This is a genomic window from Streptomyces sp. NPDC055955, assembly GCF_042270245.1.
In the GTDB taxonomy this organism is placed as follows: Bacteria; Actinomycetota; Actinomycetes; order Streptomycetales; family Streptomycetaceae; genus Streptomyces.
Map to the genome: position 1 here is coordinate 266,375 of NZ_JBHJYS010000006.1, position 21,467 is coordinate 287,841.

Annotated in this window: 17 protein-coding genes; 12 read left to right on the plus strand and 5 right to left on the minus strand. The window is 72.3% G+C overall.

Features of this window, described 5'->3' with window-relative positions:
- The first annotated feature begins 51 nt into the window (after positions 1–51).
- On the plus strand, positions 52–873 hold the full coding sequence (locus ACFC96_RS14860) for an IclR family transcriptional regulator (protein ID WP_376262804.1): 822 nt from the start codon (positions 52–54) through the stop codon (positions 871–873).
- Positions 874–977: 104 nt separating this feature from the next.
- On the plus strand, positions 978–1,706 hold the full coding sequence (gene pepE, locus ACFC96_RS14865) for a dipeptidase PepE (RefSeq protein ID WP_376262801.1): 729 nt from the start codon (positions 978–980) through the stop codon (positions 1,704–1,706).
- Here pepE and ACFC96_RS14870 read toward each other — a convergent pair.
- Positions 1,669–3,462 (minus strand): MFS transporter, encoded by a 1,794-nt coding sequence (locus ACFC96_RS14870; protein WP_376612561.1) that lies wholly within the window; start codon positions 3,460–3,462, stop codon positions 1,669–1,671. The genes pepE and ACFC96_RS14870 overlap by 38 nt on opposite strands.
- A 211-nt stretch (positions 3,463–3,673) precedes the next feature.
- On the opposite strand from ACFC96_RS14870, the gene ACFC96_RS14875 reads away from it, so the two are divergent.
- From ACFC96_RS14875 to ACFC96_RS14910, 8 genes are all read left to right on the plus strand, one after another.
- Positions 3,674–5,911, plus strand: coding sequence for an acyl-CoA dehydrogenase (locus ACFC96_RS14875; RefSeq protein WP_376612563.1), 2,238 nt, complete (start codon positions 3,674–3,676; stop codon positions 5,909–5,911).
- Positions 5,912–5,977: 66 nt separating this feature from the next.
- Complete coding sequence (locus ACFC96_RS14880) at positions 5,978–6,892, plus strand: LysR family transcriptional regulator (protein ID WP_376262794.1); 915 nt, start codon at positions 5,978–5,980, stop codon at positions 6,890–6,892.
- A gap of 207 nt (positions 6,893–7,099) precedes the next feature.
- Complete coding sequence (locus ACFC96_RS14885) at positions 7,100–8,440, plus strand: MFS transporter (RefSeq protein ID WP_376612565.1); 1,341 nt, start codon at positions 7,100–7,102, stop codon at positions 8,438–8,440.
- Between the two features lie 17 nt (positions 8,441–8,457).
- On the plus strand, positions 8,458–10,134 hold the full coding sequence (locus ACFC96_RS14890; protein ID WP_376612567.1) for an acyl-CoA dehydrogenase family protein: 1,677 nt from the start codon (positions 8,458–8,460) through the stop codon (positions 10,132–10,134).
- Positions 10,127–11,335 carry a CaiB/BaiF CoA transferase family protein gene (locus tag ACFC96_RS14895; RefSeq protein ID WP_376612569.1) on the plus strand — a complete coding sequence of 403 codons (1,209 nt, stop codon included), beginning with the start codon at positions 10,127–10,129 and terminating at the stop codon, positions 11,333–11,335. Before ACFC96_RS14890 ends, ACFC96_RS14895 begins: the two co-directional genes overlap by 8 nt.
- A 2-nt stretch (positions 11,336–11,337) precedes the next feature.
- Entirely contained in the window at positions 11,338–12,519 is a 1,182-nt protein-coding gene (locus ACFC96_RS14900) for an acyl-CoA dehydrogenase family protein (RefSeq protein ID WP_376262782.1), read from the plus strand.
- 110 nt (positions 12,520–12,629) lie between these two features.
- Entirely contained in the window at positions 12,630–13,823 is a 1,194-nt protein-coding gene (locus ACFC96_RS14905) for a lipid-transfer protein (protein WP_376262779.1), read from the plus strand.
- Positions 13,824–14,083: 260 nt separating this feature from the next.
- Positions 14,084–15,523 carry an MFS transporter gene (locus ACFC96_RS14910; protein ID WP_376612571.1) on the plus strand — a complete coding sequence of 480 codons (1,440 nt, stop codon included), beginning with the start codon at positions 14,084–14,086 and terminating at the stop codon, positions 15,521–15,523.
- A gap of 15 nt (positions 15,524–15,538) precedes the next feature.
- On the opposite strand, the gene ACFC96_RS14915 is transcribed toward ACFC96_RS14910, so the two are convergent.
- The 4 genes from ACFC96_RS14915 to ACFC96_RS14930 are packed head-to-tail and all read right to left on the minus strand — an operon-like array spanning position 15,539 to position 19,196.
- Positions 15,539–16,171, minus strand: a complete 633-nt coding sequence (locus tag ACFC96_RS14915) for a response regulator (protein ID WP_376263096.1) — start codon at positions 16,169–16,171, stop codon at positions 15,539–15,541.
- A gap of 38 nt (positions 16,172–16,209) precedes the next feature.
- Positions 16,210–17,493, minus strand: coding sequence for a sensor histidine kinase (locus ACFC96_RS14920; RefSeq protein WP_376612572.1), 1,284 nt, complete (start codon positions 17,491–17,493; stop codon positions 16,210–16,212).
- A gap of 18 nt (positions 17,494–17,511) precedes the next feature.
- Complete coding sequence (locus ACFC96_RS14925; RefSeq protein ID WP_376262771.1) at positions 17,512–18,228, minus strand: ABC transporter permease; 717 nt, start codon at positions 18,226–18,228, stop codon at positions 17,512–17,514.
- A complete protein-coding gene (locus ACFC96_RS14930) occupies positions 18,225–19,196 on the minus strand; it encodes an ATP-binding cassette domain-containing protein (protein WP_376612573.1) in 972 nt (323 codons plus the stop codon). The genes ACFC96_RS14925 and ACFC96_RS14930 overlap by 4 nt, the downstream gene beginning before the upstream one ends.
- 299 nt (positions 19,197–19,495) lie before the next feature.
- Here ACFC96_RS14930 and ACFC96_RS14935 point away from each other — a divergent pair, with 299 nt between their 5' ends.
- Together ACFC96_RS14935 and ACFC96_RS14940 are read left to right on the plus strand one after the other, a co-directional pair.
- Entirely contained in the window at positions 19,496–20,350 is an 855-nt protein-coding gene (locus ACFC96_RS14935) for a MaoC/PaaZ C-terminal domain-containing protein (protein WP_376262766.1), read from the plus strand.
- A gap of 34 nt (positions 20,351–20,384) precedes the next feature.
- Complete coding sequence (locus ACFC96_RS14940; protein WP_376262763.1) at positions 20,385–21,461, plus strand: Zn-dependent alcohol dehydrogenase; 1,077 nt, start codon at positions 20,385–20,387, stop codon at positions 21,459–21,461.
- The last annotated feature ends 6 nt before the right edge of the window (positions 21,462–21,467 follow it).

Here is a 21,467-nt window from a genome sequence, read left to right on the forward strand (position 1 = left end):
CTGCAATTAAGGTCTGCATGCTGAGATGCGTAGATCTTGAGAGGTGTGGCGATGAGTGAGATCCCGCTGGACCGCAGGACGCCCGCCGGCGCGCTGCAGACGGTCGACCGGGCCCTGCTCGTGCTGCTCGCCTTCGAGCGGACACGGCCGGACTGGGGCGTGACCGAGATCGCGGCGGAGTTCGGCTGGGACACCTCGGTGGCGCAGCGACTCCTGTCCACGCTCGCCGGCCGCGGCTTCCTGGTCTCCGACCCGGCGACGCGCCGCTACCGGATGGGCCCCGCCGTGCTGCGGCTCGGCCGGATGTGGGAGCGTTCGGGCTCGCTCGAGCTGCTCGCCGCGCCCGTCCTCGAGGAGCTGGGCCGGGCGACCGGCGACACCGTCCTGTTCTGTCTGCCGGACAGCTTCCACATGCGCTGCGTCGCCGCCGTCGAGGGCGAGTCGGGGCCGCTGCGCTACTACCCTCTGGTCGGCGAGCTGTATCCGGCGCACGCCGGAGCCACCAGCAAATCCTTCTACGCGTTCCTGCCCGACGAGCAGCGCCACCGGCTCTTCCGCGGCCGCCCCATGGCCCGCTTCACCGACCGCACGGTCACCGACCCGGACGAGCTGGAGCGGGAGCTGGTGCAGGTGCGCGCCCAGGGCTACGCCTGGACGGTCGGCGAGTACGACGCCGGGATCGCCACGGTCGCCGTGCCGGTCTTCCTGGGCCGCGAGGCCTACGGCAGCCTCAGCCTCGGCGGCGCCAAGGAGCGCTTCGCCGACGGGCCCGAGGGCCGGCTCGACGCCCTGCGCAAGGCGGCGAGCCTGCTGGAGAAGCGGCTCACCCATCCCCCGCAGCGCACGCGCAAGCCGCGCGCCCCGCAGTCCTGAACCCGCAGTCCTGAACCCTCTGCCCTGAAGCCCGCCGCCCTGAAGCCCCTCCAGCCCCGCCCCCCGGCCCTGAAGTGCCGTTCCACTCCTGAGGAGTTACTCCCTTGAACCTGCTGCTGCTCTCCAACTCCACCCAGTACGGCCGCGGTTACCTCGCACACGCCCTGGACACCGTCACCGGCTTCCTGCCCCCGAAGGCCCGGCTCGCGTTCGTGCCGTACGCCCTCGCGGACCACGACACGTACACGGACCGGGTGCGGGGCGCGCTCGAAGGCGCCGGGATCGGCGTGCGCGGCGTGCACGAGGGCGACGACCCGGTGGCCGAACTCGCCGCCGCCGACGCCGTGTTCATCGGGGGCGGCAACTCCTTCCGGCTGTTGAGCGCCCTCTACCGCACCGGTCTGCGCGACGCCCTGATCAAGGCGGTCGGCGGCGGCCTGCCCTACATGGGCGCGAGCGCCGGCACGAACATGGCGGCGCCCAGCCTGCGCACGAGCAACGACATGCCGATCGTGCAGCCCCCGTCGTTCGAGGCGCTCGGCCTCGTCCCCTTCCAGATCAACCCGCACTACCTGGACCCGGACCCGGCCTCCACGCACAAGGGCGAGACCCGCGAGGAGCGCCTCACCGAGTTCCTGGAGGAGAACGATGTGCCGGTGCTCGGCCTGCGTGAGGGGTCCTGGCTGCGGGTGAACGGCGAACGCGCCGCGGTTCAGGGCGAGCGTGCTGCCCGCCTCTTCACCCGCGACGCGTCCCCGAAGGAGCTGCCGGTCGGCTCCGATGTCTCCGAACTGCTCAGCTGCGCGCCGCGGTTCGACTCTCCTGCGCGATGAGCTCCAGGGCCAGGTCGACGTCGACCGGCCGGTCCTCGCCGTGGTGCGTCGCCGCGGAGGCCCGCGGCGCGTGCCCGCCGGCGGTTGCGGCCAGCACGTACGAGCCGCCGGCCGGGACCTCCAGGGCGTAACGGCCCTCGTGGTCGGTGAGCGCGGCGCCCGCCTGGCGGCCGCGCCGGTCGATCAGCGTGACCTTGGCCCGGGCGACGGGCAGGCCCGCCGCGTCGAGGACCTGGCCGCGGAATCCCCTGGGCTCTCGGCCCGGCTCGAGCAGGGCGGACTCCCACTCGACCTTCTCGGCGCGCTCCAGTGCCGCGTCCTCCTCGCTGCTGGCGCGCAGCTGCGGCTTGGTCGCCTGTCGCTGCTTCGGCAGGAAGACGGCGAGCAGGACGCCCATGGCGACCGCGCCGGTGGCGATCAGGAACGAGATGTGGAAGCCGTGCAGGGTGGGCACGGCCGCGCCGCCGACGTGGTTCGCCGTGTTGGCGAGGACCATGCCGATCACGGCGCTCGACACCGAGGTGCCGATGGACCGCATCAGGGTGTTGAGGCCGTTGGCCGCACCCGTCTCGGACGCGTCGACGGCGCCGATGATCAGGGCGGGCAGCGAGGAGTACGCGAGTCCGATGCCGGCGCCCACGACCACCGAGATGATGATGGTCTGCCAGGCGGCGCTCATCAGGCCGAGGCCGGCGCCGTAGCCGATCGCGATGATCAGCATGCCGAGGATCAGGGTGATCTTCGGGCCGTACTTCGCGGAGAGGCGCGCGTACACGGGGGCCGTGAGCATCATCGTGAGGCCGAGCGGCGCCACGCACAGGCCCGCGACGACCATCGACTGGCCGAGGCCGTAGCCGGTCGTCCTCGGCAGCTGGAGGAGCTGCGGGAGGACGAGCGAGATCGCGTAGAACGCGACACCGACCATGATCGAGGCGAGGTTGGTGAGGAGCACCTCGCGCCGGGCCGTGGTGCGCAGGTCCACGAGCGGGGCCTTGAGCCTCAGCTCCATCACGCCCCACAGCACGAGCACGACGAAGGCCGCGCCGAACAGGCCGAGCGTCATCGGGTCGGTCCAGCCCCAGTCGCTGCCCTTGGTGATCGGCAGCAGGAAGAGGACGAGCCCGGCGGACAGGCCGAGTGCGCCGAGGACGTCGAAGCTGCCCTCGGCCTTGACGGAGCTCTCCGGGACGAAGACGAGGGTGAGCAGGATCGCGACGACGCCGAGGCCCGCCGCGCCGAAGAAGAGGGCGTGCCAGTCGGCGTGCTGGGCCACGAGGGCCGCCAGCGGGAGCGCGAGTCCGCCGCCGACGCCGATGGAGGAGCTCATCAGGGCCATCGCGGACCCGAGCTTCTCGCGCGGCAGCTCGTCGCGCATCAGGCCGATGCCGAGGGGGATGGCGCCCATGGCGAAGCCCTGGAGGGCGCGGCCCACGATCATCACGAGGAGATCGCTGGTGAAGCCCGCGACGAGCGAGCCGATGACCATGATCGCGAGGCTGGTGAGCAGCATCCGGCGCTTGCCGTAGAGGTCGCCGAGGCGGCCCATGATCGGCGTGGCGACGGCGCCCGCGAGGAGGGTCGAGGTCATGACCCAGGTCGCGTTGGAGGGGGCGGTGCCGAGCAGGACCGGGAGGTCCTTGATGACCGGTACGAGAAGCGTCTGCATCACCGCGACGGTGATACCGGCGAAGGCGAGTACGGGGACGACTCCGCGTATTCCGCGTTGCGCGGTCGGCCGTTGGGTCGTCTGCGTCATTACGTAGTGCCTCCGGGGGCAGAGAGTTCAGGCGTCGCGCGGGCGGCGGGTTTCGCGCGTCGGGTACGTGGAAGCTGAACCCGTTACCTGGGGCGACTATTCCGACGGGTGTCGTACAAGGGGAAGTCTTGAAGGTCTTTACCTTTTGATTACATGCCTCGCTCGCTTTCTGACCTTCCGTCAGATTGGAACGTGTTCTACCGTGCGCCGCATGGGCATCGCGATCACGCAGGAGCAAGAGGAGCTGTCGGACGCCGTGCGCGGCTGGCTCGCACGCGCCGTACCGCCCGAGGAAGTGCGCAAACTGCTCGACGCCCCCGCGGCCCCCGCGGGCCGCCCCGCCCACTGGGACGGACTCGCGGGACAGGGGCTGCTCGGCCTCCATCTCCCCGAGGAGTACGGCGGCGGGGGCGGCGACCTCGTCGACCTCGCGGTCGTCCTCGAAGAGGCGGGGCGGGCCGCGCTGCCCGGGCCCTTCGCGGCCAACGCCGCCGCCTCGCTGGTCCTGCGCCACGCGGAGGCCCGTGGCCTCGCCGCGTCTGTCGCGTCCGGCGACCGCATCGGCGCCGTCGCCCTCGGTACGGGCACGCTGACCGCCGTCACCGTGTCCGACGGGCTCGTCCTCGACGGGACGGCGCCGCCCGTCCTGTCCGGGGGCGACGCCGACCTGCTCCTCCTGGCCGCCGAGTCCGCGACCGGGACCGTGTGGGTCGCCGTCGACGCGGGCACCGCCGGAATCGGGGTCCGCGTCCACGAGAGCGCCGATCCCACCCGCCCCACCGCGGAGATCATCGCCCGGGGCGCCCTGGTGCCCGGCGCCCGGATCCTCGCCGTCGACACGGCCACCGTCCGTGACCTGGCCTCCGTCGTCCTCGCGGCCGACGCGTGCGGCGTCGCGGCATGGGCGCTGCACACGGCGGCGGAGTACGCGAAGGTCCGGGAGCAGTTCGGCCGGCCGATCGGACAGTTCCAGGGCATCAAGCACCTGTGCGCGGACATGCTCGTCCGGGTCGAGCAGGCCCGGGCGCTGGTGTGGGACGCGGCGCGGGCGGCGGGCCGGACCGGCGCGGAGGGGGAGCAGGAGCCGGCCGGCGCCGAGGCGCCGCGTTCCGTCGAGGGGGCGGAGCAGGGCGCGGCGCGTGAGCTGGCCGTGGCTCTCGCCGCCGGGGCCGCGCTCGATGCCGCGTACTCCTGCGCCAAGGACTGTGTGCAGGTCCTCGGCGGGATCGGGTTCACCTGGGAGCACGACGCGCATCTGTATCTGCGGCGGGCCGTCGTCGCGCGGCAGCTGCTCGGCGCGGGGGACGCGCACCGGCTGCGGGCGGTGCGGCTCGCGGAGGGCGGGGCGCGGCGCGAGCTGCGCCTGGAGCTGCCGGCGGAGGCCGAGGCGTTCCGGGCGCGGGCCCGCGAGGCCGTCGAGGGGGTACGCGGCCTCGACCCGGGCGCCGCCCGCCGCGCCCTCGCACCCGCCGGGTACGCGGCGCCGCACCTGCCCGAGCCGTACGGCCTCGGCGCGGGCCCCGTCCAGCAGCTCGCCGTACAGCAGGAGCTCGCCGCCGCGGGCGTCCGTGTCAGCGATCTCGGCATCGGGACCTGGGTCGTTCCCTCGCTCCTCGCCTACGGCACCCCGGAGCAGCGGGACCGCTATCTGCTGCCCACCCTGCGCGGCGACGTCCTGTGGTGCCAGCTGTTCTCCGAACCCGGCGCGGGCTCCGACCTGGCCTCGCTGCGGACGAAGGCCGAGCGCACCGAGGACGGGCGCTGGCGCGTCAACGGACAGAAGGTGTGGACGAGCGCCGCCCAGTGGGCCGACCACGGGATCCTGCTCGCCCGAACCGACCCGGACGCCCCCAAGCACAAAGGGCTCACCTATTTCGTCGTCGACATGAAGCGGACCGAGGGCATCGACATACGGCCCCTGAAGGAGATCACCGGGGACTCGCTCTTCAACGAGGTGTACTTCGACGACGTGCTCCTGCCCGAGGACGCCGTGGTGGGGCGGGTGGACGACGGCTGGCGTGTCGCCCGGAACACGCTCGGCAACGAACGGGTGCACATGGCCGACCAGCTGACCTTCGACACGGGCCTGGAGGCACTGATCGCCCGCGCCGGAGCGCTCGACGGCGCGTACCGGGCGCGGATCGGCGCGCTCGCCACGGAGGCGCACGCCCTGGCCTGCATCGGGCTGCGCACGACGATGCGGCAGGTGGCCGGCGCGGAGCCCGGCCCCGGGGCGTCCGTACGGAAACTGGTGCAGACGCCGCACCAGCAGAAGGTCGCCGAACTCGCGCTGGAACTCCTCGGCCCCGAGGGCGCACTCGGGGAGGGGCCGGGGGAGCGGGCGCTGCACGGGTTCCTGATGTCGCGCTGCCTGACGATCGCCGGCGGCACCACGCAGGTGCAGTTGAACGTGGTGGCGGAACGGATCCTGGGGCTGCCTCGCGACTGAGGAGCGGGTTCACGGGGGTCCGGGCTCGGCGGCGTCCGGGCCGCCCGAGGGCCGTATCGTCGCCGCGTGGAGCTCAGACACCTCTCAGGATTCGTCGCCGTCGCCGAGGAACTGCACTTCGGGCGGGCCGCCGAGCGGCTGCACATCGCGCAGTCGCCGCTCAGTCAGCAGATCAAGCTGCTGGAGCGGGATCTGGGCGTCAAGCTGTTCGACCGGACCACCCGGACCGTGCGGCTCACCGCCGCCGGGCACGCGCTGCTCGGGCCCGCCCGGCATCTGCTCGCCGAGGCCTCGGCGGTGCGCAGGACCGTGCAGGCCGCGCACCTCGGGGAGGTGGGGCGGGTCACCGTCGGGTTCGCCGGGGCCAGCAGCTACTCCGCGCTGCCGCTGCTCACCCGCGCCGTCAACTCCGAACTCCCCGGCATCGAGCTGGTGCTGGAGGGCCAGACCTACACCGGTGAGGCGCTCGGGAGGATCGCGGACGGGTCCCTCGACGTGGGGTTCGTGGCTCTCCCGGTGCGGCGCGGAATCACCGCGCGCGTCGTGCGGATGGAACGCCTCGTCCTCGCCCTGCCCGACAGTCATCCGCTCGCCCGGCAGGACGAGGTCCACTTCGCCGAGCTGGCGCACGAGCCGTTCGTGACGTTCCCTGTCGCCCGTGGCTCGGCGGTGCGCGAGGCCATGGTGCAGGCCTGCCACGACGCCGGGTTCGCCCCGCGGATCGCGCAGGAGGCGCCGGACTCGTACAACATGCTCGCGCTCGTCGGGGCGGGCGTCGGGCTCGCCGTCGTCGTGGCGTCCGCGCGCGCCATCCATCTGGAACACGTCGTGTTCCGCCCGCTGGTCGGGGACGACGTGCCGGTACTCCCCATCGCCCTCGGCTGGCGCACCGGAAACCGCTCGGCGCCGCTCCAGGCGGTCCTGCGCGTGGCGGAGGACGTCCTGCCGACGCCCCCGGACGCGCCCGACGCCGGCGCGTGACGCTCCTTATCTTGATGGATGACGTCTGACTGGAGCCCGGTATTGGTCTTGGACACATCCTAATGAGCGGGTGCAGAGTGATCCACGTCTCGCGACGGAGCGATGAGCGCCGGGCGGGGAACGTGGACGGTCCCCGGCCGCTCGGTGACCCCGCCTCTCCGGCCCGTCCCCTCTCCGGCGGGACGCCGCTACGAGAGGACGCTCGTCATGCAGCACGACGCCCCAGTCCCTGGGGTCAGCGCAACCCAGGCCCGTGACGCCCGCCGCGCCGGCGTCACCGCCTTCGTCGGGACCACCATCGAGTGGTTCGACTTCTACATCTACGGCTCCGCATCCGCGCTGGTCCTCGGCAAGATCTTTTTCGCCGAGGCCTCGCCGGCCGTAGCCACGCTCGCCGCCTTCGCCACCTTCTGGGTCGGCTTCCTGGCCCGCCCCCTCGGCGGCCTGATCTTCGGCCACTTCGGCGACCGCTACGGCCGCAAGAAGGCCCTCGTCACCACGCTCACCATGATGGGCGCCGCCACCTTCTGCGTCGGGCTGCTGCCGGGCTACGCCCGGATCGGCGCCGCCGCGCCCGTCCTCCTCGTGCTGCTGCGCATGATCCAGGGCGTCGCGATGGGCGGCGAGTGGGGCGGCGCCGTCCTCATCGCCACCGAGTACGCCCCGCCCAAGCGCAAGCTCCTGTACGGGGCGTTCGCCCAGCAGGGCTCGCCCGTGGGCAACCTTCTCGCCACGCTCGCCTTCCTCGGCATCGCCCAGCTCCCCGACGCCGCCTTCGAGTCCTGGGGCTGGCGCGTCCCGTTCCTCTTCTCCGCCGTGCTCGTCGCCGTCGGCCTGTTCATCCGCCTGCGGCTCGCCGAGACCCCCGAGATGGCCGCGGCTCTGGAGCGCAAGCAGACGTCCAAGCTGCCGATCAAGGACGTCCTGACCCGCTCGCCGATGCTGGTCCTGCTCGGTGTGCTCGCCGGTACGGCCGGTGTCGCGATCACCTACGTCAAGACGACGTTCGCCCTCTCCTGGGCCACCTCCGACCTCGGCTTCGACCGCACGTCGTTCCTGACCGTCATCTCGCTCGCCCTGGTCGTGCAGGTCGTCGTGCAGCCCTTCGGCGCCGTCCTCGCGAGCAAGTGGCCCGTGCGCAAGGCCGTGTTGTGGATGCTGCTGCCCGAATTCGTCGTGCTGCCGCTGATGTTCGTTCTCGTCGGGACCGGAAACTTCTGGCTGGCCGTCCTCGGCATGGGCCTCGCCACCTTCCCGCACGCCATGTACTACGCGGCGCTCGCCGGCATCCTCGCGCGAGTCTTCCCCGTCGAGGTCCGCTACACGGGCATGTCCCTCTCCTACCAGCTCTGCACGACGCTGTTCGCCGGGACCGCGCCGATCGTCTCCCAGTACCTGCTCAACTCCACCGGCTCGATCTGGCCCGTCGTCGCGCTCGGCCTCGGCTACACCCTCGTGACCCTCGTCGGTGTCCTGCCGCTGCTCGCCCGCACCGCCGCCGCGCCGGAGCCCGCCGCCGTCACCACCCGCACCGCCTCCCACGCCTGACCCGGAGTGATCCCCCGATGAACTACGCCGACCGCGACCCCGCGCTGCGCCCCTTCCTCGACCGTGTCCTGTCCGCCGACGACCGCGCCCGCGTCGAGCCGCTCCTGACCGAACTCGGCGCGCTCGCGGCCGGCGACCTCGACCGGCAGGCCGCACTCGCCGACGCCCATCCGCCCCGCCTCGTCCAGTACGCCCCCGGCGGCGAGCGCGTCGACGAGATCGCGTACCACCCGGCCCACGACCGCGCCGCCGCCATCGCCTACGAGGAGTTCGGGCTCGCCGCGATGTCGCACCGCCCCGGCGTCCACGGCTGGCCGTCCAAGGTCCCGCACACCGTCAAGTACGCCCTGTCCTACCTCTATGTGCAGTCCGAGTTCGGCATGGCCTGCCCCCTGTCGATGACGGACTCGGCCGCCCGCGTCCTGCGCCTGTTCGATCCCGAGCGGTACGCGGCCGAGATCGCCGCCCTCTCCTCCACCGACCCCGAACTGCGGGCCACCGGCGCGATGTTCATGACGGAGAAGCAGGGCGGCACCGACGTCGGCCTGACGGAGACCGTCGCCACCGACCAGGGCACGCACTGGACGCTCACCGGCAAGAAGTGGTTCGCGTCCAACCCGGGCGCCGACGTGATCCTCACCCTCGCCCGTGTCCCCGGCCAGGGCGAGGGCACCCGCGGCCTCGGCATGTTCCTCGTCCCGCGCCTGCGCCCCGACGGCACCCGTAACGCGATCCGCATCGACCGCCTCAAGGACAAGCTCGGCTCGAAGTCCATCGCGAGCGGCGAGGTCACCCTCGAAGAGGCGTACGCGACCCCCGTCGGCCGGCTCGCGGACGGATTCCGGCAGATGGCCGAGATGCTCAACGTCTCGCGGCTGTCCAACGCCATGCGCGCCACCGCCCTGATGCGCCGCGCCGTCCGCGAGTCCGTGGACCACACGCGTGTCCGCCACGTCTTCGGCAAGCCGCTCTTCGAGCAGCCCCTGATGCGGGCCACGCTCCTGCCGATGATCATCGACACGGAGGGGGCGCTCGCGCTCGTCCTGGAGGCGGCCGCCCGCCTGACGGCCGCCGACGAAGAGGCCGCCCGTGGTGAAGAAGGGGTGGCCCGCGCGCTCGTCCGCGTCCTCACCCCGCTCGCCAAGCACACCCTGTGCAAGCGCGCCCGCTCCGTCACCGGCGAGGCCATGGAGATCCGCGGCGGCAACGGCTACATCGAGGACTGGGTCAACCCCCGGCTCGTGCGCGACGCCCACCTCGGCTCCATCTGGGAGGGCTCCTCGAACGTCATCGCGCTCGACGTGCTGCGCTGCATGCGCCGCCAGGGGGCCCACCGCACCCTCGCCGACGCGTACGGCGACCGCGTCGAGACGCGGGGCCGCTGGGAGCTGCTGCGCAAGAAGGGTGACGGCCTCCTCGAACTCCCCGCCGACGAGCAGGAGATGAGGATCGGCCGGTACGCCGACGAGCTCACGCGCGCCGTCATGGAGACCCTCCTGTACGACCAGGCCGCCCATGAGGCGAAGGCCGGCGGCAACGGTCGCGCCCTCCTCGTCGCCCGCACCTGCACCGCGCTCCTCGACGACCCGGACACCCCGCCCCGCGACGCACTGGACCACCTGGCCGAACTGGCCGAGGGTGGACACGTCGCCCCCGAGGAGAACACGGTCAAGGAGTCCGCCGCACATGCCTGAGCAGCCCCGCCCCGCCGCACCGCTGGCCGGTATGAAGGTCGTGGACCTGTCCAAGATCCTCGCCGGGCCCTACGTCACCATGTCGCTCGCCGACCTCGGCGCCGACGTCATCAAGGTCGAGCACCCCGACGGCGGCGACCCGACGCGCGCGTGGGGCCCGCCCTTCAACGGCCCCGACGCGACCTACTACCTGGCCGCCAACCGCAACAAGCGCTCGGTCACCCTCGACCTCAAGTCCCCCGAGGGGCAGGAGGCCGTCCACCGCATGCTCGCCGACGCGGACGTGATGGTGGAGAACTTCCGTCCCGGCAGCTCGCTCGCCCGTGTCTTCGACTACCGAGAACTCAGCGAGCTCTATCCGCGGCTGGTCATCCTGCACATCTCCGCGTTCGGCGACACGGGCCCCCTGCGCGACGAGCCCGGCTACGACATGGTGGCCCAGGCGTCGGCCGGCCTGATGTCCCTGACCGGCGAGCCCGACGGGCCGCCCGTGAAGGCCGGGTACGCGATGGGAGACCTGGGCGCCGCCCTCTTCGGCCTCATCGGTGTCAACGCGGCACTCGTCGAACGCGAGCGCACGGGCCACGGCCAGTACGTCACCACCTCCCTGTACGAGTCCCAGCTCGCCCTGCACATCAACTGGGCGACCGGCTACTTCGCCACCGGGGAGCGGCCCACCCGCCTCGGCTCCGGCCACCCGAGCCTCGTCCCGTACCAGGCCTATCCGGCGTCCGACGGGCACTTCGTGATCGCCGTCGGCAGCGACGGCCTCTTCCGCAGACTGAGCGAGGCGCTCGGCCACCCGGAGTGGGCCGACGACCCGCGCTTCGCCACCAACCGCGCCCGCGTCACGCACCGAACGGCCCTCAACGCCAAGCTCGAGTCCGTCCTCGTCGACGACACCGTGGCCAACTGGTGCGCCCTGCTGAAGCCGCGCGGCGTCCCGGTCGCGCCGATCCGCACCCTCGACGAGGTCTACGACTGCCCGCAGACCGAGGCGCTCGGCATGGTGCAGAAGGTCGACCACCCGGAGGTGGGCCCGCTCCAGCAGGTCGCGTTCCCCGTCACCTTCCGCGGCGAGCGCCCCGCGGTGCGCACCGCCCCGCCCACCCTCGGCCTGCACAGCCGGGACATACTCACCGAACTCGGCTACGACGAGTCCGCCATCGCCCGCCTGCTCGACCACCCTCAAGGAGCCTGATCATGCCGTTCGCCGCCCTCGACCCCGTCGACCCGCTGAACCTCGAAGCGCTCTTCACCGACGAGGAGCGGGCCGTGCGCGACACGGTCCGCCAGTACCTCGACGACAAGGTCGAGCCGCACATCGCCGAGTGGTTCGAGAACGGGGAGCTGCCCGCCCTGCCCGAACTCGCCCGCGAGTTCGGCAAGATGGGCCTGCTCGGCATGCACCTGGAGGGCTACGGGTGCGCCGGCATGTCGGCCCGCGCTTACGGCATCGCGTGCCGCGAGCTGGAGGCGACGGACTCCGGTCTGCGCTCCTTCGTGTCCGTGCAGGGTTCGCTGGCCATGTTCGCGATCCACCGCTTCGGCTCCGAGGAGCAGAAGCAGGAGTGGCTGCCGCGCATGGCGGCGGGCGAGGCCATCGGCTGCTTCGGCCTGACCGAGCCCGACCACGGCTCCGACCCGTCGTCCATGACGACGCGCGCCCGGCGTGACGGCGACGACTGGATCCTCGACGGCCGCAAGATGTGGATCACGAACGGCTCGGTCGCGGCCGTCGCCGTCGTGTGGGCGCAGACCGAGGACGGCGTGCGCGGCTTCGTCGTGCCCACCGACACCCCCGGCTTCTCGGCGCCGCTGATCAAGCACAAGATGTCGCTGCGGGCGAGCGTGACCAGTGAGCTGGTCCTCGACGGCGTGCGCCTGCCCGCGTCCGCCCGGCTTCCCGAGGCGCGGGGCGTGGGCGCGCCGCTGACCTGTCTGAACGAGGCGCGTTACGGCATCGTGTGGGGCGTCACCGGTGCCGCGCGCTCGGCCTGGCAGGCGGCCGCCGACTACGCGGGCCAGCGCACGCAGTTCGGCAAGCCGATCGCCGCGTTCCAGCTCACGCAGCAGAAGCTCGTGGACATGGCGCTCGAACTGCACAAGGCGACGCTGACGGCGCTGCGCCTGGCCGACCTGAAGGACTCGCCCGCCGGTGTCCACCCGGCGCAGATCAGCTTCGGCAAGCTGAACAACGTGCGTGAGGCCATCGAGATCTGCCGCACCGCCCGCACGATCCTGGGCGCCAACGGCATCTCGCTGGAGTACCCGGTGATCCGCCACGCCAACAACCTGGAGTCCGTGCTCACCTACGAGGGCACGACCGAGATGCACACCCTCGCCCTCGGCCAGGCGCTCACGGGTCACGCCGCCTTCCGCTAGGGCCCTTCATTCGGATCAGGCCGGAGCGGGGAGCGGGGAAGCCCTTCCCTCGGCGGCCCCCTCCTGCCAGTATCTGACGACTCGTCAGATACTGGCAGGAGGCCGTTTCCATGGGCAAGGCGTACATAGTCGGCGTCGGGATGACCAGGTTCGAGAAGCCCGAGAGCCGCGACTGGCAGTACTGGGACATGGTGAAGGAGGCCGGGTCCAAGGCCCTCGACGACGCCGGCGTCTCCTACGAGGACGTGGAGCAGGTCCCCGTCGGCTACTGCTTCCAGGCCTCGACCGCCGGGCAGCGCGCGGTCTACGAACTCGGCCTGACCGGCGTCCCCGTCTACAACGTCAACAACAACTGCGCGACGGGATCGAGCGCGCTGATGCTCGCCCGGCAGTTCGTCGAGGGCGGCATCAACGACTGCGTGCTGGCACTCGGCTTCGAGAAGATGCAGCGCGGCGCGCTCGGCGGGGGAGCCGACGGGGGAGACTTCAAGACGTCACCGGTCGCCCGGCACTACGGCATCATGGCCGCGAAGCACGGCTTCGAGATGTCCCCGCCCACCGCCCAGATCTTCGGCGACGCGGCCCGCGAGCACATGGAGAGGCACGGCACGACAGAGGCACAGCTCGCCGCCGTGGGGGCCAAGAACCACCGGCACTCCGTGAACAACCCGTACGCCCAGTTCCAGGACCCGTACACCGTCGACGAGATCCTCGCCGCGAAGACCATTCACGCGCCGCTCACCAAGCTCCAGTGCTCGCCCACCTCGGACGGCGCGGCGGCGGCCGTCGTCGTGTCGGAGCGGTTCGTCGAACTCCACGACCTGGGGGACAGGGCCGTCGAGATCGCCGCGCAGGCCATGGCGACCGACACGGGGGAGTCCTTCGCCTCCGGCTCCTGCATCGACGTCGTCGGACAGCCCATGTCGCGCGCCGCCGCCACCCGCGTCTACGAGGCGTCCGGGCTCGGCGTCGAGGACGTCGACGTGATCGAGCTGCACGACTGCTTCTCCGTCAACGAACTCCTCACCTACGAAGCGCTCGGGATGTGCGCGCCGGGCGCCTCCGGCAAGCTCGTCGAGGAGGGCGCGACGACGTACGGCGGACGCTGGGTCGTGAACCCGTCGGGCGGCCTCATCTCCAAGGGGCACCCGCTCGGCGCCACCGGCATCGCCCAAGCGGCGGAACTCACCTGGCAGTTGAGGGGCGAGGCCGGTGCGCGACAGGTCCCGGACGCCCGCGTCGGACTCGCCCACAACATCGGACTGGGCGGCGCCGCCGTCGTGACGATGCTGCGCAGGTCGTAGGACCTGAGGACGGGTCCTAGGACCTGTCGTCACATTCCCGTCTGCCCGGCGGCGTCTGGCACGCCCGCTCGCGGCGTTGCCGAAAAGCCCTGGTAGCTCCGCTACAAGGGCTCTCCGGCGCCTTGCGATCGCACGCACCAGACGCCGCCGGGCCCACCCCTCGGGCGGACGACGGGAATGTGACGACAGGCCCTAGTCCCCGGGGACCAGCGCCGGGTGCGCCGAAATCCTGATGTACGGACCGACAGCGGACTGAGACCATGACACTCATGCTTGAAGCCCCTGTCGACACCGCGATAGCCCGCAAGGCAGCGCCGCCCACCTGGCTCGTCGTGGCCGCCGCCTGCGCCGGACAGTTCCTCGTCGTCCTCGACGTCTCCGTCGTCAATGTCGCCCTGCCGTCCATGCGAGCGGACCTGGGGCTCAGCGCCACCGGGCTGCAATGGGTGGTCAACGCCTACTCGATCGCGTTCGCCGGGTTCATGCTGCTCGGCGGGCGGGCCGGCGACCTGTTCGGGCGCAAGCGGATGTTCCTCGTGGGGCTCGGGCTCTTCACGCTCGCCTCCCTCGCGGGCGGCCTCGCGCAGGAGGGCTGGCAGCTCCTCGCCGCCCGCGCCGTCCAGGGGCTCGGCGCCGCGGTCCTCGCGCCGTCGACGCTCACCATCCTGACGTCCGCCGTCCCCGAGGGCGCCGCCCGCGCCCGGGCCATCGCGACCTGGACCGCCGTCGGGGCGGGCGGCGGCGCGGCCGGCGGCCTCGTCGGCGGCGTGCTCACCGAGGGCCTCGACTGGCGCTGGGTGCTGCTGATCAACGTTCCTCTGGGCGCCCTGGTGTTCACGGCCGCCGCCCGCTGGATCCGGGAGTCGAAGGCGGGCGGCGAGCGGCGCCTCGACCTGCCGGGCGCCGTCCTCGTCACGGCGGGCACCGCGACCCTCGCCTACGGCGTCGTCCAGACCGAGGCCGAGGGCTGGGGCGCCGCCGCCACCCTGGTGCCGCTCGGCGTCGCCCTGGCGCTGATCGTGACGTTCCTCGCGGTCGAGGCGCGCACACGGCTGCCGCTGATGCCGCTCGGCCTCTTCCGCGTCCGCGCGGTCGCGGCGGCCAACGCGGCGATGTTCGTGTGCGGCATGGGCAGCTTCGCGATGTGGTTCTTCATGACCCTCTACGCGCAGAACGTCCTCGGCTACACCCCGATCGAGGCCGGCCTCGCCCTCGTCCCCAGCTCGCTCGCCGTCGTCGCCGGGTCTAAGATCGCCCCGCGCCTGATGCGTCGCGTGGGCGCGCGGGCCGTCGCGGTGTCCGGCGTACTCGTCACGACCGCCGGGTTCACCTGGCAGTCGACGATGAGTCCGCACGGCGGTTACGTCACCGCGATCATGCTGCCGGGCATGGTGATGATGGCGGGCGCCGGGCTCGCGATGACGCCGCTGGCCTCGCTCGCCACGTCGGGGGCCGCGCCCGGGGACGCCGGTCTGGTGTCCGGGCTCGTCAACACCTCCCGGACGCTGGGCGGTTCGCTGGGGCTCGCGATCCTGTCGACCGTGGCGGCCGACCGCTCCGGCGGGGGAACCGGAGCCGAGGACCTCACCGACGGGTACGCGGCCGCGTTCCGATGGGGTGCGGGGATCCTCCTGGTGGCGGTGATCCTGCTGGTGACGTGGATGCCGCGCGCGAAGGAGGCCCGGCAGAGCGGGGGTTGAGGGGCCGGGAGGCCGTCACAGCCACCCCTGCCGGCGCGCCTCCCGCATCGCCTCCATGCGGTTACGGGTCCCTGTCTTGCCGATGGCCGAGGACAGATAGTTGCGCACCGTCGACTCCGACAGATGGAGCTTGCCCGCGATGTCGGAGACCGTGGCCCCGTCCACGGACGCCTTCAGGACGTCGCACTCGCGGGTCGTCAGCGGGTTCGGGCCCGCGCTCAGTGCGGCCGCCGCCAGGGCCGGGTCGATGACCGTCTCGCCGCGCAGGACCCGCCGGACCGCCTCCGCGAGATCCTCCACCGGACCGTCCTTGACCAGGAATCCGGCCGCGCCCGCCTCCATCGCCCGGCGCAGATAGCCCGGCCTGCCGAACGTCGTCAGGATCAGGACCCGGCAGTCCGGGCACTGCGCGCGCAGGTCGGCCGCCGCGTCCAGGCCGCTGCGGCCCGGCAGTTCGATGTCGAGCAGCGCCACGTCGGGCCGTGTCTCCAGCGCCGTCCCGACGATCGCGTCACCGGTCGCGACCTGCGCGACGACCTCGATGTCCTCCTCCAGCCCGAGCAGCAGCGCGAGAGCGCCCCGCATCATGCCCTGGTCCTCGGCGAGGAGCACTCGTACGGACTTCGCGGGCCGGTGATCCCGGGGCATCTCGTTCACGCGCCCAGAGTAGAGCGCCCCGCGCGCCGTCACCCCGCGCGTTCCGGCTCCAGCGCCGCGCCCGGCTCCACCTCGTCCGGCAGGACCGGGAGTTCGGCCGTCACCGTGAAGCCGCGCGCGGCCGGGCCCGCCTCCAGAGAGCCGCCCGCCGCGCCGAGCCGCTCGGTCAGGCCCCGCAGGCCCGTACCGCCGACGCCCGGCTCCGGCGGCTCGGCCGCGGCGCCGCGCCCGTTGTCGTGGACCCTGAGCCGCACGCGCTCCGGGCCGCCGTCCACGGAGATCTCGCAGCGCGCCGCCCCGCTGTGGCGCACCGCGTTCGTGACCGCCTCCCGCACCACCCAGCCGAGCAGCGCCTCCGTCTGCGCGGCGAGCGGCGGTCCCGACTGGCGTACGACGGGCTCGATCCCGGCCGCCGTGAGCGCCGAGCGGGCGCGGTCGAGCTCGGTGGTGAGACTGCCCTCGCGGTAGCCGGTGACCGCCTCGCGGATCTCGGTGAGCGCCTGCCGGCCGACGGACTCGATGTCCGAGATCTGCGTGAGCGCCGCGTCGAGGTCGCGGTGGGCGAGCCGGCGGGCCGCCTCCGACTTCACCACGATCACCGACAGCGTGTGCCCGAGCAGGTCGTGCAGGTCGCGCGAGAACCGCAGCCGCTCCTGCTCCACCGCGCGGTGCGCCAACTCCTCCCGGGCCGCGCGCAGTTCACGTACCGCCTCGGCCAGAGAGAGGATCGCGGCGGTCACCATCGTGGACAGGAACGTGCCGTACGCGATGTTGAGCGCGTCCCAGCCCTCCTTGAGGCCGCCGATGGTCCCGGCGAGCGCGCTCAGGCCGAGGCCGACCTGGCCGAGGCGGCGGCCTCGCACGACCGAGCCCGCCGCGAGGCCGAGCAGCGGGAAGAACATCAGCCAGCTGCCGCCGTAGGCGAGGGCGAGCCCGCAGGTGAGCAGGCCCATCGCGATCAGCGCCAGGAGCGTGTAGCGGGCCTCGCGCCGTTTCTTGTCGAAGGCCTGGAACACGACCGAGATGTAGAGGCTGTTGAAGACGAGCAGGCCGATGCCGCCGATCCAGGGGTCGGCCGTCTTGCCCTGGAGGAGGTTCGAGAAGGCGCCGAGCCCCATCAGGAGCCAGGGCAGCAGCGCGAATCCGTTCGGCGGCGGGCCCATGGGTCCGCCCTCCGCAGCCGTCCCGCCGTTCTTCGCGGCCTTGTCCCGGGCCCGCCACTGTGCCTTCCACACGTCGCGCTCCGCCTTCCACTCCCGGCGGGCGTCCCGCAGTCCGGCCGTCCGGCAGGTGACTCGGCGCTTGAAGGACATGCTTCCCCAGCTCCCCGTTCAGATGGTCCGTGCGGCCCTGCGGTACGACACCACAGCGTACGAACCGAAGGCCAGCAGCCAGGCGGCGAGCACCATGACCGCGGCGGCCGACGGCGCGTGCCCGTCGGCCACGGCCGTACCGAGCTGCGCGAACCGGTTCGTCGGCGTGTACGACGACACGGACCGCAGCCACCCGGGGAAGAGCGCGATCGGGAACCACAGACCGCCGAGGACGGAGAGCCCCAGATTGCACACCATGTTCGCGACACCTGTGGTCTGCGCGGTCAGCCGGTAGCCGTTGCCGAGACCGAGCAGGGTGAAGGGGATCGAGCCGAGCCACAGCAGCAGCGCGAGGGCCGCCCACTGCCACACGTCCAGCCGCACTCCATTGACCAGGCCGCCGGCGACGAGCACCGCAGCGATCGCCGGCAGCACCGTCACGGACCCCGTCAGGGCCCGGCCCGCCACCACCTGGCGCGGCGTCATCGGCGTGACCCGCAGCTGCCGCAGCCACCCGATCGTCTTGTCCTCGGCGACCCCGCCGCCGGTGCTGAGGGCCGCGCCCACCGCGCCGTACGCGGCCATGCCCACCATGGAGACCGTCTTCCACTCGGGGTCGTTCTCGCCGAGGTTGGTGAACAGCAGGTACATCATCACCGGCATCCCGACACCGAAGATCACGAATCCGGTGTCGCGCAGGGTTCTGCGCACTTCGAGCCTCAGGTAGTCGATCATCGAACCGTCTCCAGATCCGTGTCGGAACCGCTGTCGGTGAGGTTGCCGGAACCGCTGCCCGGACGACTGTCCGAGCCGCTGGTCAGCGCCATGAACGCGTCGTCGAGCGAGGCCGGGGCGACCTCCAGGCCCCGGATCGCGTCCAGTGCGGCCAGCGCTATCACCGTCGCGTCCGAGTCGTCCGTACGCAGCCTGGCCCGGTCCCCCCGGATCTCCACGGCCGTCACCCCGGGCAGCAGCGACAGTCCCTCCGTGCCGCGCCCGCCCAGGTCGAACGAGACGAGGCTGCCGCCCGCGGCCCGCTTCAGCTCCTCGCCGGACCCCATCGCGACGATCCTGCCGTGGTCGATGACCACGATCCGGTCGGCGTGGGCGTCGGCCTCCTCCAGGTAGTGCGTGGAGAAGAGCACCGTGTGGCCGCGCCGCGCGTAGGCCCGCATCGAGGTCCAGAACGCGTGCCGTGCCTCCACGTCGAGGGCGGCGGTCGGCTCGTCGAGCACCAGCAGGTCCGGGTTCCCGGCCAGGGCCACGGCGAACCGGACCCGCTGGGTCTGGCCCCCGGACAGCTTGTCGACGCGCCGCTGCGCGATCTCCTCGATGCCGGCCAGGGCGAGCGCGTCGGCGACGGGCATCGGCGCCGGATAGCGCCCCGCCACGAAGGAGACCAGCTCACGGACCGTGACCCGGGGGACCGCGCGGCCCTCCTGGAGCATCGCGCCGACCTGACCGGCACGTACCGCCTGCTCCGGCGTGCCTCCGAAGAGGGAGACCGTGCCCTCGTCCGGGGTGTCCAGGCCGAGCAGGAGGGCGATCGTGGAGGACTTGCCCGCGCCGTTGCGGCCGAGCAGGGCCACGGTCTCGCCGCGCCGTATCTCCAGATCGACCCCGTCGACGGCGCGCACCGCGCCGTATGTCTTGACCGCCCCCGTGAAGGACACGGCCACCGGTGTCCCGTCTGTCTTCGTCATGACAGGGACGCTACGGACCGGGAGCCGGGCGCGGCAGATGCCGTGTGTACGGAGCCGGGCAGTACAAATGTCACGGCCGTCCGCCCGCCCGGCCGTACGCGCACCGGATCTGACATGGCGTCAGGAGTCTTCACAACTGCCGCGGTCTTGGCTATACATGGGATCGCCGGACTGGAACGCGTTCTAGAACGGGCGCGTGACGTTCCACCAGAGTTCCTCCGGCCCAGCAACGACCTCGGTGCGACCGACGGTGCGGACGGCCGCACCGAGGTCTTTCCCGCACAAGGAGTCTCTGTCTGATGCCGATCGACGCCGCCAAGGCCGTAGCCGCCGAACCCCGGTCCGCCGAGATCACCTGGGACCACAAGGACATCCAGCTCTACCACCTCGGCCTCGGCGCGGGCACCCCCGCCACCGACCCCGACGAGCTGCGCTACACCCTCGAGTCCCGGCTGCACGTCCTGCCCAGCTTCGCCACCGTCGCCGGCGCCGGAATGGGCGTCGTCGGCGGCCTCTCCGCCCCCGGCATCGACGTCAACCTCGCCCACGTCCTGCACGGCGGGCAGACCGTGGCACTGCACCGGCCCATCCCGGTCAAGGGCAGCGCGACCTCCACCTCGCGCGTCGCCGCCGTCTACGACAAGGGCAAGGCCGCCATCCTCGTCCTGCGCACCGAGGTCGCCGACGCGGACGGCCCCCTGTGGACCAGCGACGCGCAGATCTTCGTCCGCGGCGAGGGCGGCTTCGGCGGCGACCGGGGACCCACCACCCGCCTCGAAGCACCCACCGGCGAACCCGACCGCACCGTCGACCGCCCCGTCCGAGAGGACCAGGCACTCCTGTACCGGCTCTCCGGCGACTGGAACCCCCTGCACGCCGACCCGGAGTTCGCCAAGCTCGCCGGCTTCGACAGGCCCATCCTGCACGGCCTGTGCTCGTACGGCATGACGCTCAAGGCCGTCGTCGACACGCTGCTCGACGGCGACGTGTCCCGCGTGCGGTCCTTCGCGACGCGGTTCACCGGAGTCGTCTTCCCGGGCGAGACGCTGCGGATCCGGATGTGGCGCTCCGAGGGCCGGATCCAGGTCACGGTCACCGCCGTCGAGCGGGACGAGGCGCCCGTACTCGCCGACACCATCGTCGAACACACCTGACCATCGGGACCCTTCGGGAGAGGAGCCGCACGCCATGCGCGCAGCCGTACTGCACGAGATAGGCCAGGACAAACTCGAGGTACTCGACGACGTCGAGGCGGTGGGCTTCGGTCCCGGCAAGGTGAAGATCAGGGTCAGGGCCACCGGACTGTGCCACTCCGACGTGTCCGCGATGAACGGTGTGCTGCCGCAGCCCGCCCCCTTCATCCCCGGACACGAGGGCGCGGGCGAGATCCTCGACGTCGGCGACGGCGTCACGAACGTCAAGCCCGGCGACCGCGTCCTCGTCTGCTGGCTCCCGGCCTGTGGCGCCTGTCCGGCGTGCAAACGCGGTCAGACCCAGCTCTGCCTCGCCGGGTTCATGAACGCCGGCACCCCCAACTTCAAGCGCCCCGGCGGTGATGTCTTCGGCTTCGCGGGAACCGGCACCTTCACCGAGGAGGTCGTCGTCGACGCGGGCTGCGCCGTGCCCATCCCCGACGACGTGCCCTTCGACATCGCGGCCCTCATCGGCTGCGGCGTCACCACCGGGCTCGGTGCCGCGATCAACACCGCGGACGTGGCGGCCGGTTCGTCCGTCGCCGTCATCGGCTGCGGCGGCGTCGGCATCTCCGCGATCCAGGGCGCCCGGCTCAAGGGTGCCGCGCAGATCGTCGCCGTCGACCCCGTCGCCTCACGCCGCGAGGCCGCCCTCGGGTTCGGCGCCACGGAGGCCGTCGCGCCCGACGCCCTCGGCGACGCCAAGCAGCGCATCACCGCGGGCGAGGGCTTCGACTACGTCTTCGAGGTCGTGGGCAAGTCCGCCACGGCCCGTACCGCCTACGAGACGACGCGGCGCGGCGGCACCCTGTGCATCGTCGGCGCGGGCGCCCTCGACGACTTCCTCCAGCTCAACATGTTCGAGCTGTTCTTCGACGAGAAGAAGATCCTGCCGTCCATGTACGGCGGCGGCGACGTCCTGACGTCCTACGAGCGGGCCATCGCCCTGTGGCGGGCCGGCCGCATCGACCTGGAGAGCCTCATCACGCACCGCGTGCAGCTCGGGGAGATCAACGAAGCCCTCGACCAGATGCGGTCGGGCACCGCGCTGCGCACCTGCATCGAAATCTGAGAGAGG

Excerpts from the sequence above, each read along its gene's own strand:
- ACFC96_RS14910 (WP_376612571.1), top strand. The coding sequence starts at position 14,084 with ATGACACTCATGCTTGAAGCCCCTGTCGACACCGCGATAGCCCGCAAG.
- ACFC96_RS14860 (WP_376262804.1), top strand. The coding sequence starts at position 52 with ATGAGTGAGATCCCGCTGGACCGCAGGACGCCCGCCGGCGCGCTGCAG.
- ACFC96_RS14920 (WP_376612572.1), bottom strand. The coding sequence starts at position 17,493 with ATGTCCTTCAAGCGCCGAGTCACCTGCCGGACGGCCGGACTGCGGGAC.
- ACFC96_RS14935 (WP_376262766.1), top strand. The coding sequence starts at position 19,496 with ATGCCGATCGACGCCGCCAAGGCCGTAGCCGCCGAACCCCGGTCCGCC.
- ACFC96_RS14875 (WP_376612563.1), top strand. The coding sequence starts at position 3,674 with ATGGGCATCGCGATCACGCAGGAGCAAGAGGAGCTGTCGGACGCCGTG.
- ACFC96_RS14930 (WP_376612573.1), bottom strand. The coding sequence starts at position 19,196 with ATGACGAAGACAGACGGGACACCGGTGGCCGTGTCCTTCACGGGGGCG.
- ACFC96_RS14900 (WP_376262782.1), top strand. The coding sequence starts at position 11,338 with ATGCCGTTCGCCGCCCTCGACCCCGTCGACCCGCTGAACCTCGAAGCG.
- ACFC96_RS14940 (WP_376262763.1), top strand. The coding sequence starts at position 20,385 with ATGCGCGCAGCCGTACTGCACGAGATAGGCCAGGACAAACTCGAGGTA.
- ACFC96_RS14890 (WP_376612567.1), top strand. The coding sequence starts at position 8,458 with ATGAACTACGCCGACCGCGACCCCGCGCTGCGCCCCTTCCTCGACCGT.
- ACFC96_RS14885 (WP_376612565.1), top strand. The coding sequence starts at position 7,100 with ATGCAGCACGACGCCCCAGTCCCTGGGGTCAGCGCAACCCAGGCCCGT.
- ACFC96_RS14925 (WP_376262771.1), bottom strand. The coding sequence starts at position 18,228 with ATGATCGACTACCTGAGGCTCGAAGTGCGCAGAACCCTGCGCGACACC.
- ACFC96_RS14870 (WP_376612561.1), bottom strand. The coding sequence starts at position 3,462 with ATGACGCAGACGACCCAACGGCCGACCGCGCAACGCGGAATACGCGGA.
- ACFC96_RS14915 (WP_376263096.1), bottom strand. The coding sequence starts at position 16,171 with ATGCCCCGGGATCACCGGCCCGCGAAGTCCGTACGAGTGCTCCTCGCC.
- ACFC96_RS14905 (WP_376262779.1), top strand. The coding sequence starts at position 12,630 with ATGGGCAAGGCGTACATAGTCGGCGTCGGGATGACCAGGTTCGAGAAG.
- ACFC96_RS14895 (WP_376612569.1), top strand. The coding sequence starts at position 10,127 with ATGCCTGAGCAGCCCCGCCCCGCCGCACCGCTGGCCGGTATGAAGGTC.